Source organism: Bradyrhizobium sp. Ai1a-2 (assembly GCF_000426245.1).
Lineage (GTDB): Bacteria > Pseudomonadota > Alphaproteobacteria > Rhizobiales > Xanthobacteraceae > Bradyrhizobium.
Genome location: NZ_AUEZ01000136.1, coordinates 1 through 10290, shown reverse-complemented (window position 1 = coordinate 10290; position 10290 = coordinate 1). Strand labels below are relative to the sequence as shown.

10 protein-coding genes are annotated in these 10290 nt (G+C 61.7%); 8 read left to right on the top strand and 2 right to left on the bottom strand.

Translation table 11 applies throughout. The annotated features are described in order from the left end of the window. A partial coding sequence (locus K288_RS0140860; protein ID WP_043162132.1) for a transposase occupies window positions 1-251 on the bottom strand: 251 nt, incomplete at its 3' end. 409 nt (window positions 252-660) lie between these two features. Here K288_RS0140860 and K288_RS51510 point away from each other — a divergent pair. From K288_RS51510 to K288_RS0140835, 5 genes are all read left to right on the top strand, one after another. After that, complete coding sequence (locus K288_RS51510) at window positions 661-1188, top strand: DUF305 domain-containing protein (RefSeq protein WP_027584579.1); 528 nt, start codon at window positions 661-663, stop codon at window positions 1186-1188. A gap of 9 nt (window positions 1189-1197) precedes the next feature. Continuing rightward, a complete protein-coding gene (locus tag K288_RS0140850) occupies window positions 1198-2652 on the top strand; it encodes a YncE family protein (RefSeq protein ID WP_027584578.1) in 1455 nt (484 codons plus the stop codon). 36 nt (window positions 2653-2688) lie between these two features. Then, entirely contained in the window at window positions 2689-3243 is a 555-nt protein-coding gene (locus K288_RS0140845) for an RNA polymerase sigma factor (RefSeq protein ID WP_027584577.1), read from the top strand. Next, the gene (locus K288_RS0140840; protein ID WP_027584576.1) at window positions 3215-3988 is read left to right on the top strand and encodes an anti-sigma factor; all 774 of its coding nucleotides are present in this window, start codon (window positions 3215-3217) and stop codon (window positions 3986-3988) included. Before K288_RS0140845 ends, K288_RS0140840 begins: the two co-directional genes overlap by 29 nt. Window positions 3989-4137: 149 nt before the next feature. Next, window positions 4138-4491 (top strand): hypothetical protein, encoded by a 354-nt coding sequence (locus tag K288_RS0140835; protein WP_244443456.1) that lies wholly within the window; start codon window positions 4138-4140, stop codon window positions 4489-4491. Between the two features lie 46 nt (window positions 4492-4537). On the opposite strand, the gene K288_RS0140830 is transcribed toward K288_RS0140835, so the two are convergent. Next, window positions 4538-5443: a LysR family transcriptional regulator gene (locus K288_RS0140830; protein ID WP_027584574.1), complete on the bottom strand. Its 906-nt coding sequence runs from the start codon at window positions 5441-5443 to the stop codon at window positions 4538-4540. A 144-nt stretch (window positions 5444-5587) separates the two neighbouring features. On the opposite strand from K288_RS0140830, the gene K288_RS0140825 reads away from it, so the two are divergent. From K288_RS0140825 to K288_RS48455, 3 genes are all read left to right on the top strand, one after another. Then, window positions 5588-7048, top strand: coding sequence for an MFS transporter (locus tag K288_RS0140825; RefSeq protein ID WP_027584573.1), 1461 nt, complete (start codon window positions 5588-5590; stop codon window positions 7046-7048). A 110-nt stretch (window positions 7049-7158) separates the two neighbouring features. Further along, window positions 7159-8781, top strand: coding sequence for an FAD-dependent monooxygenase (locus K288_RS0140820; RefSeq protein WP_043162127.1), 1623 nt, complete (start codon window positions 7159-7161; stop codon window positions 8779-8781). 439 nt (window positions 8782-9220) lie between these two features. After that, entirely contained in the window at window positions 9221-9652 is a 432-nt protein-coding gene (locus K288_RS48455) for a DUF2380 domain-containing protein (protein ID WP_244443455.1), read from the top strand. Window positions 9653-10290: the final 638 nt, after the last annotated feature.

The window sequence follows — 10290 nt, the reverse complement described above, 5'->3', positions numbered from 1 at the left end:
GCCTCGAAGATCCGCCACCAAACGCCCTTGATGCTCCATCGACTGAAGCGCCGAAATACGCTGTTCCAATCCCCGAACACTTCCGGAAGGTCGCGCCACGGAGAACCCGTACGCACGATCCACAATACGCCTTCAACAAACATCCGATTGTCGCGCCCGGTCGAGCCCTTCTGGTCGGGACGACCTATGATCAGCGGCGCCATCCGCTCCCACGCCGCGTCGCTCAAAACCAAACGATCCATCACACCCAAGGCCGCCTCCCCAAAAGCAGCCTTGAATCTGATTTGCTCCTAAAAGGGAATCCTTAGAGTCCACACCACCTAGTGGGTCTCTGCCATGGCCAAAGTGCACACCAACTGCATGGAAATAGGCGCCGGACAGTTCGGTGTTGACGTAGATCAAGGGAGGGCAGCGCCGAAGCTCCCGCGACCATCATTCCGGAGCGCGCCTCCATACGGCTGTCGGAAGCGGCATCGTCTCCGACGCTCGCCAGCAACGCTAACGTTTATGTGATCGGGCTGTCTGGCAGCCCTTTGCCTTTGCAATCGCTGCACTTTCCAAGATCTGCGCGTCGACGCTCCAGAATCTCGAATGCTCGATGGAATAAGACGTGCCCGCACGCGTCGCACCCGCACAACGCAATCGGATATGGAGGCCAGAATGCGTAGGCCATCGTTTCTCGGCGCCGTGACGGCGCTGTCAGGCATGTTTCCGAGGCCGGGTCTAGGCACTGCGGTTCTTGGCGCGCGCCTTCTCATCGCGTTTGCTCTTCCGTCGCATGTGCTTGCGCACGAAGCCCACCCGCCAGCGCCGCCGGCAGTTACCGCTGACGAGGCTCCGTTCTGGAAAGAGAACGAGGCCGCGATGACCAAGATGATGAACGACATGGAGATCAAGCCGACCGGCGATGTCGACCGCGATTTCGTGGCGATGATGACCCCTCATCATCAAGGCGCGATCGACATGGCGATCAGCGAACTGCGCTACGGCAAGAACGAACAGCTACGGCGCATCGCGCAGGAGATCATCGTCGATCAGATGCAGGAAATCGCGGCCATGAAGCTTGCGATCGGTCAGCCGGTGACCGATGCCGCGCCTGCTCCCACGCAACAGCAACCGGCTTCGACTGCGGTCGAACATCACCACTCCGGCATGTCGATGGACATGTCATCGGGAATAAAGAAGTAGGAGCAAACCATGACGATCTGGAAAAGCGTTCTCCTTGCAGGCACGATGCTTGCGACCTGTTCCGCCGCCTGGGCAGGACAAGCGCCCGGCGCGCTGTCCGCGCCCGACGTGCCGATCAGCCATCACGACCGCATTTACGCCGCGGAGCAATTCTCGAATACGGTCTCGGTGACGGACCCCGTCGATAACAAGCTCCTCGGCGTGATCAGGTTGGGCGATCCGCAACCCGTCAACTTCAGCCCGCTCTACAAGGGGCAGGTGCTCGTCCACGGGATGGGCTATTCGCCCGATCATCGGACCCTGGCGGTGGTTTCGATCGGATCGAACTCGGTGACCTTCATCGACACCGCGACCAATGCCGTCAAGCATGTGACTTATGTCGGCCGGTCGCCGCATGAAGCATTCTTCACGCCCGATGGCCGGGAGGTCTGGGTCACCGTGCGCGGAGAGAATTATATCTCCGTGATCGATAGCAAGACGTTCGCAGAGAAGACCCGTATCATCACGCCCAGCGGTCCGGGCATGCAGATCTTCTCGCCCGACGGCAAATATGGCTACATCTGCTCGTCCTTCAACCCGGAGACAGATGTCGTCTCCGTCGCCGATCACAAGATCATCGCGAAGGTCAAGCAGGAGAGCCCGTTCTGCCCGAACATCGCCGCGACGCCGGACGGAAACCAGGTGTGGTTCACGCTCAAGGACACCGGCAGGACGCAGGTGTTCAATGCGAGGCCGCCGTTCAATCTGATCAAGACGATCGACACCGGCCCGATCACCAACCACGTCAACTTCGCCCATACGGCGAAGGGAACGTTCGCCTATGTCACGATCGGCGGCCTGAACCAGGTCAAGGTAGTCAGCACCGATGATTTTTCGGAGGTCGCAACCATCCCTGTCGGCAATCTTCCGCACGGCGCGTGGCCGTCGGGCGACGGCAGCCGGATCTATGTCGGGCTTGAGAATGCCGACGCGCTGGCAGCGATCGACACCGCGACCAACACGGTGATCGCCAACATCCCGATCGGACAAGCGCCTCAGGCCATCGCCTATGTGCCGAACGCCGCCCCGAATCCGGACGACCGCCAGAACCTGCAGGCGCTTGGTGTGGCGGGCCAGGCCGCGCACCTCTCGCTCGGGCCAAAGGACGGGTCAGAGGCCGGGAAAGCTCCGACGAGCGTTTCGCTGTTCGATCAGGGCCTGATCCAGGTGTTGCAGGCATCGGTGACCGGTCTGACGCCGAAGCAAAAATACGTGCTTGCGCTGGCAGACCACGCTGACGGAAGCGGTTCTCTGCAGCCGCTGGCGGCGTTCATGACCAATCCGGCCGGATCGGCCATCGTCAATGCCACTGGGCCGATCCGGCAGATCGTCCAGGGCCCGGAAAGCCCCGAGCGGCGATACCTGGTCATTGCGCCCGGAGATGCGACGACGTTCGGAGCAGCGGTACAGGTGCAGGCCCGGTGATGGTAGAGTGAGGACAAGCTGCAGGCGGAGCGTGCGATGGAAGACATGCTGAGGCAGGTCGAACCGTTGATACCTGCGCTCCGCCGCTATGCACGCGCACTGGTTCGCAACCGTGCGAATGCCGACGACCTGGTGCAGGATTGCCTGGAGCGCGCCGTCAGCCGCTGGTACCAGCGGCGCGACGGCGATGTCCGGGCCTGGCTCTTCACGATCCTGCATAACCTGGCGATCAATCAGTTTCGCCAGTCAGCGAGGCGCGGCAGGCATGTCCCGATCGACAACACCAATGAGGATGATTTGGGCGAGGCCGCAGCGCAGGAACAGAAGTTGATGTATCAGGACGTTCTGAACAAGCTCACGAAACTTCCCGAAGACCAGCGTGCTGTGCTGCTGCTTGTTGGTGTCGAAGACCTCTCCTATGCGGATGCCGCGAAGGTGCTCGACATTCCCGTGGGTACGGTGATGTCGCGGCTTTCCCGGGCGCGCGAAAGGCTGCGGCAGGAGATCGAAGGCACTGCGATCGATGCGCCAAACAACATTGTGTCAATACGGAGCGTGAAGAATGAGCCCTCGACCGATCACGGAGGATGATCTCCACGCCTATGTGGACCGTGTCCTCGAACCGGAGCGGCAGGCGGAAGTCGCCGCTTATCTGGGCGATCATCCGGATGTCGCCAGACGCGTCGCCTCCTTCGGCGATCAGCGCGATCAGCTGCGCGCGGCGCTCGCGCCGATCGCCGAGGAACCCTTGCCGGCGGAGCTCAATCTGTCGCGCATCATCGAGCAACGTTCGCGACGACCGTCGCCGGTTCGGTGGGCGATGGCGGCGATGCTGCTGTTGAGCATCGGCGGTCTCGGCGGCTGGTTCGTGCGCGGCGCGCTGCAGGCGTCGCCGAGCGGACTGGTTGCGCTGGCGCAGGAGGCAGCCATCTCGTATAGCGTCTATGCACCGGATCGCGTCCGACCTGTCGAGGTTCGCGCATCGGAGAGCGCCCAGCTGGTGCAATGGCTTTCCGACCGGCTGCATCGGCAGGTGAAGGTGCCGGATCTGACTACGGCCGGCTACCGGCTGATGGGAGGGCGCCTTGTCGCCGGTTCGCACGGCCCCGCCGCGATGTTCATGTACGACGATGACCACGGTAGTCGGATTGTCGTGCTGACCCGACCGATGAGCAGTGCCGACCAGAACGCGCCGATGACGCCCCAATCGCAGGACGGTGTTGGAGGCTTCGCCTGGGCCGACGACGGCGTCGGCTACAGTCTGATCGGCCCCGCCGCTCCGGAGTCCCTGAGACCAATTGCAAATGAGGTTCGGAGGCAGGCTCGTTCGATTTGAAGTATTCGATCGAGTCGAGTATCTCTACCTTGCCTCGAAGCGCAGAAGTCGGGCGCGAGATCCAATCGCGGCGTCCAGGGACCTTTGATCGATGCAGAATCAGCGGGAAAACGAAGAAGTCCAGTATGCCGTTGCCTAGAGTCGCTGCTTTGGCGCTTCTCGTTGGAGCTTCCAGTTCAATATTCGCGCCTCCTGCGACGGCCGCTTCTGACTGTTCAAAATTGCTGGAATTAGCGGACTGGGGCGAGAATTCGACGGGCGATATCAGCGTCGCGTCCGGAGGAAGTTGCCTGTTTCCGATCACGATGCGCGGCACGGTCAGCAGCTCGGACATTTTGCAGAAGCCGCTGCACGGCAAATTGAAAAAGCTCAACATGACGACCTACGAATACAGGGCGAAGGCCAAATATAAGGGAAGCGATACGTTTGCCATCAAGGCAACGGGACAGGGGCCGACGGGTTCTGGCACAACGGTCATTACTGTGCAGGCGACGATCAAATAGCGATCCTCGACGCATCGATTGGCGCAAACTCAAGCAGGCCAGATCTTTATTTGGTGCCGACCCGGTTTGCCAGCGCGCGCATCTCGATCAATGTTGTCTTCTCCAGAGTTTCGCGGGCAATCGAATTCGCTTCGTTGCGGCTCTTTGCGAGATAGCGCGTCATCGCCAAACCCCTGATCGGCGCAACACCGAGCCTTCCCGCCTCCGCATCGTGAAAAATCGAAGAATAGGGCAGGAGGCCATAGATGCGTCCGCTCAGCAGCAATTGCCGCAAGGTTTCCGGACTCTCCAATTCGAGGCGGATGTCGAGCCTTGCTCCCGCGCGCGTCGCGGAGTTCTCGATCAACTGGCGTGACCGATTGCTCTTGTTGGACATCACCAGCGGCAGATCCCCGAGGCTCTTGACCTCGAGACTTCGTTTTCTCAGGCGCGCATCATCGGGGCGGCCGACGAGATAGATCGATTCGGTGAACAGAGACGTGTACTCAAGCAACGGATCGGGCTGCGGGTCGGTCACGATGGCGAGGCTGAGTTCGCCGCGCCGGAGCTGTCCCAGGACGTTCGCTGTCCAGCCGTCAAGCAGGCTGAGCGTCACCTTCGGATATGACTTCAGAAAGATCTGCGCCAGTCTTGTGAACAGCAACCGACCGATGGACGGCGGCGCCGCAAGCGAGACAGGCCCGCTCGGCACGTGCGCCTCCACCTGCAGCGTCTCCCTCAATCGCTCGACCTCGCCCAGGATGTGTTGAGAGCGTTCGAGCAGGCGCTGGCCCGATGCGGTCAGTCGGACCTCGCGCTTGACGCGATCGAACAGCAGGAAGCCGAGCTCCTGTTCCAGATACTGAATCTGCCGGGTCAAGGCCGATTGTGCGATGCGCAGATCGTCAGCAGCCTTGCGAAAGTTCTGACGCCGTGCGGCCTGGATGAAATAGCGGAGCTGGCGCAGGTCCATTTTGGATGATGCCGATTTTCGATCACACTGATCATAATTCAATATTATCGCAATCAATATACCGATGCTAACTTTCTTGCGGATGGCTCGACATCCCAAGAATCGCCGCGCATGACGGTGGCAGTCGGGCGTCCGGGGAGAGAAATGGCCGACGTGACGCTCGACGCCCAAGGCGCCGTTCAAGGCACCGTTGAGGCGACCGCTCATGGCCCGATCCAGCGGGCAACCCACGATCCTTCCAAGGGCAATGCGCAGGACTGGCTCAGCTCGATCGAAAAGTCGGGGCTGACGCCGCGCTATTTCCTGACGATAGGACTCGTCGTCCTGCAGGAGATGTTCGAGTTCTACGATTTCTTCCTGGTCGGATACCTGGTGTCCGTGCTCGCGCCGGGCTGGCATCTCACTTACGGCCAGAGTGCGGTGATGCTGCTGTCGTCCGGCGTCGGCGCCATCGTCGGTTCGCTGATCGGCGGGCAGATCGCCGACATCGTCGGACGCAAGCGGATGATCTGGGGCGGCGGCCTGCTGTTTTCGCTGGGCGCGGCCGGATGCGCGCTGATCCCGGACGGCGCCTGGATCCTGTTTTCGCTGCTGCGTTTCGTCGTCGGCTGCGGATCGATGGCCGCGACGACGGCGCAAAACCCGCTCGTCGTCGAGATAACGCCGACGCGCTATCGCACATTCGTTGCCAGCATGATGGTGGTCCCCGTCGCGCTGGGCACGATGTTCGCTGCAATGATTTCCGCGAGCCTGCTGCCGGTGATCGGCTGGCGGGGTGTCGCGGCTACCGGTGCGCTGCCTATCGTCACCTCGCTCCTGATCGTCTGGATCGCGCCGGAATCGGTGCGCTGGTTGCTCTCGCGCGGCCGCAATGCCGAGGCGCGCCGCGAGGCTGCCAAGCTGCTCGGCGTGCCCGAGTCCAGCGTCGCTCTGCCGAACGTGATCGAGCCGGCCCGGAAGTCGGGATCGATGGCCGAGCTGTTGCAGGACCAACAGCGATTCTGGTGGGTCGTCGTGATCTGGATCGGGATTTCGACCGGCACCTATGGCGTGATCCTGTGGGGTCCCACCATCCTGTCCCAGTTATTGAAGATCCCGGCGCACGAGGCCGCACATTACTTTGTCTATGCGAGCATCGCCTCGATGCTTGGCCGCGTGCTGTTTTCGGTTCTTCCCCTCTATATCGGGCGCCGCGGCGCCGCCATCGTCGGCACGTCGCTCTCGACCGTGACCATGTTGGCGATTTTCGCGTTCTATCGTGAATTCGTTGGCGACTGGTCGGTGTTCGCGATCCTCGTGGTTGTTGGCGCCGCGTTCTACAGTGGCCAGTTCTCCAACATGTCGCCCTATGTCGTCGAAGTGTTTCCAGTCTCGCTTGGCGGCCGCGCGTTCGGGCTGGCGCAGGCCTCGAATGGCGTCGGCAAGATCCTGGGACCGATATGCCTGGCACTGATCGCGGGCAGCAACGACGTGGTTTCGCCGAAGGCGACGACCGACGCCGTCGCGCCGGCGTTCCTCTTCCTGGCTCTCTGTGAACTGGCGGCGCTGATAGCGATCGTCGGCTTCCGGCAGGAGCCTCACGGCAAGCCGATGGATCTCCACTAAAGCATGATCCGGAAAAGTGGATACCGGTTTTCCCTCGCGACAAACGCGAAGCGTTTGCGCGGAGATCATGCTCAAACAAGAAGATATGCAGGGCAAGAAAAGGATCAAAAATGCTGAACATCCCTGTTCTGATTTCCGGCGGCGGACCGGTCGGCCTCACTGCCTCGTTGCTGCTGTCGCAGCACGGCGTGCGTTCGTTGCTGGTCGAGCGTCACGCCGGCACCGCGATCCTGCCGAAGGCCCGCGGCATCAATGCCCGCACGATGGAGATCTTCCGGCAATGCGGCATCGACGGAGCGGTTCGTGAGGCCGGACTCGCGGAAGGCAGCACCGGCCTGATCGTCTGGGCGGAGACCCTCGCAGGCAGGGAAATCGAACGCCGGGTCCCTGGTCGCGCCATCGCGAAGAACCTGGCGGTGACGCCGGCCAAGAACTGCCTCTGCGCTCAGGATGATCTCGAGCCGGTCATCCGTCGCTATGCCGAGCAGGCAGGACCGGGAATGCTCCGCTTCAACACCGAAATGACGTCGTTCAGCCAACAACCAGGCGCGGTCACGGGAATATTGACTGACCGTGTGACGGGCGCGGAGACGCCTTTCACCGCACGCTATCTGATCGCGGCCGAAGGCGCGCAAAGCCGCGTGCGGCGCGCGCTCGGCATGACGATGGTCGGCGAGGAGAAGGTCTACGACAGTGTCAATATTCTGTTCCGCGCCGATCTTGCCCAGTGGGTCGCGCATCGGCCCGCCGCTCTCTATTTCGTCGAGCAGGAGGACTTGCGCGCCACCTTTCTTACGATCAACGGACGGGATCGCTGGGGATTCCTGATTCACAGCCCCACGCAATTCGGCTGGAAGGCCGAAGACTTCACAACTGAATTCTGCGCCGAGTTGATCCGCAAGGGGGTCGGCATCCCTGATCTCGACGTATCGGTGCTGGGCGTCAGCCCATGGCAGGCCTCCGCCATCGTTGCCGACCGCTATCGCGTCGGCAACGTCTTCCTGGCCGGTGATGCCGCCCACGAGATGCCGCCGACCGGAGGCTTTGGCCTCAACACCGGGGTTCAGGACGTCCACAATCTGGCCTGGAAGATCGCGGCTGTGCTGCGCGGCAACGCCGATGAAGCCTTGCTCGACAGCTATCACGCCGAGCGTCAACCGTTCGCCCGGATCGTCACGCAGAACTCTCTCGCCAATGCGCTTTCGATGGGACGCACGGCGCGGCAGAGCAATGTGCTGCCGCGGCGCGAGTTTCTTAACGAGCAAGGGCTGATCTTTGGCGCCTCCTATGAATCGACGGCCGTCCTGCCGGATGGCACGCCACCGGTGGCCGTCGACGATCCCGTCACCGACTATGCGCCATCTGCACGGCCGGGCTGTCGCGCGCCGCATGTCTGGCTCGAGCGCGGCGGCGAGAAAATTTCGACTCTCGATCTGTTCGGACCGGGCTTCGTGCTGCTCGCCGGCAGTCGCGCCGATGCGTGGAAGCGGGCCTGCCGGGCGATCGATCTGTCCTGGCCGACGCTCACTGCCTTTACGATCGGCAAGGATGATGACCTGATCGATCGTGAAGGCAATTGGCACGACGCATATGGCGTGGACACTGACGGTGCGGTGCTGGTGCGGCCGGACGGCCATGTCGGTTGGCGCAGCCGTTCAGGCGGATCGAATCCGCAGGACGTCCTGCGCGCCGTACTCGATCGCCTGCTTGATAGAGTGCCGGCAATGGCGTGATCGGGCGGTCGCCACTTGACCATCGCGGCCCCGCAATTCGACAGCCAGGCATGGTCGATGCGGCGAGAAGCCACTAAGTCAGGGCGCGCACTCATAAACTTCGGTCATGTCCGCTTCGCTCCGACAACTGCCATTGCAACGCGAGCACTTCAGACAGCCTTGAATGACTAACTTGTAAGCTGACTTTCCGCTGGCGACCTCTAGTGTTCTGGTCAAATCCGCTTTTGGACATTGGCGCGACTTGGTCTGCACGACGGTGCCGGATAGCGGTAGGGAATACAGCAATTAATGCTTGGAAAGGGTAGTAGTCGCACCGCAATTCAGCCACGGAGATCGAGCCATTGCCATCCGCCACGCCTCCCTGTTGCACGCTCTTACCACAGCCGGTCTGTTCCTCGGATCCAGCCTCATCTCAGGTGCCGCGACCGCCGGCCAGGCGTTGGCCGTCTCCGTCGACGATTTCATTTATATCGACACGTCGAACGAGCCCACCGATCAGACGGCCGCGCATGAAAAGCGATTGCGGGCTTTCATGACCGCGCTGCGGGACGACGTCACGGCAGACCGCCGTTTTGAGCTCGTGCCCTCCTCCTGCGCATCAAATTGTCCGACCGAGGGACCGGCGTTAGGCGATCGGCTGCGCGCGGCGTCACAGGCCGGCACGCAGATCTTGATCATCGGCATCGTTCATAAGAGGAGTACGCTGGTGCAGGTGGCGTGGACTGTTGCCGTCGATACGACATCCCAGCGCGTCTTGTTCCGGAAGTTCTTCACGTTCCGCGGCGACAATGACGAGGCATGGCAGCGGGCGGAGCGCTTTGTATCGGAGGAGGTCCGCGACCGGCTGCTTGAAAGTAGATCGCAGCAATAGGCCGCGCGCGTCTGCAATGGGTCCAAAGGCGACTTCGCCAACCCATCCGCGCTTGGTCAGCTCTCCCCAATCGGGTCATCTGATATTTCTCCTCGCTACAGAGCGATGCCCTCCGCAATGACTACAAGTTGCCAACCCTTCGAACTAGTCTGGATGGCCTTCGGTCCTGCATCATTGGCAGGTCTCGATCCATGCCGGCAACTCGCCGTCGGCAACACTAGCCCAAACTCGGTTCGCTTTATCTGAGGCGGACATTCGCTGCTTCAGCGGCAGTTGCTATGGCCCGCTTGGCTACGGATGCAAGGACAATATCGGTGCGCGGGTGCGACAGGACGACCCGACGGGCAAATCACCAAAAGTCTGTCCAGCCCTCGCACAAAAAACATATCGCTTTCGCCGTCGGGCAAATCAGTGATTTAACTCCGAGCGTCTCACGGCGGATGAGGGGCGGCTCGCGATCGTCACGAACGTTGCGGTGAGATGCGGTGGACGCGATGGGTGCGACTGACGAGCGCATGTATCGCGGACGGCGAAGTCGTGTGGTCCTGGCGCCCCGACGCTGGCGCTAAGCCTTTCGCGCGAACTTTGTTCGCGCTTGAGGTGACGGTGGCAAGAAAGCCCGGTCACCGGGGAGAGCA

What these genes read in the sequence shown, in the direction of transcription:
- K288_RS0140830 (WP_027584574.1), bottom strand. Translation starts at nt 5,443, where the DNA reads ATGGACCTGCGCCAGCTCCGCTATTTCATCCAGGCCGCACGGCGTCAG.
- K288_RS0140840 (WP_027584576.1), top strand. Translation starts at nt 3,215, where the DNA reads ATGAGCCCTCGACCGATCACGGAGGATGATCTCCACGCCTATGTGGAC.
- K288_RS0140820 (WP_043162127.1), top strand. Translation starts at nt 7,159, where the DNA reads ATGCTGAACATCCCTGTTCTGATTTCCGGCGGCGGACCGGTCGGCCTC.
- K288_RS51510 (WP_027584579.1), top strand. Translation starts at nt 661, where the DNA reads ATGCGTAGGCCATCGTTTCTCGGCGCCGTGACGGCGCTGTCAGGCATG.
- K288_RS0140850 (WP_027584578.1), top strand. Translation starts at nt 1,198, where the DNA reads ATGACGATCTGGAAAAGCGTTCTCCTTGCAGGCACGATGCTTGCGACC.
- K288_RS0140845 (WP_027584577.1), top strand. Translation starts at nt 2,689, where the DNA reads ATGGAAGACATGCTGAGGCAGGTCGAACCGTTGATACCTGCGCTCCGC.
- K288_RS0140825 (WP_027584573.1), top strand. Translation starts at nt 5,588, where the DNA reads ATGGCCGACGTGACGCTCGACGCCCAAGGCGCCGTTCAAGGCACCGTT.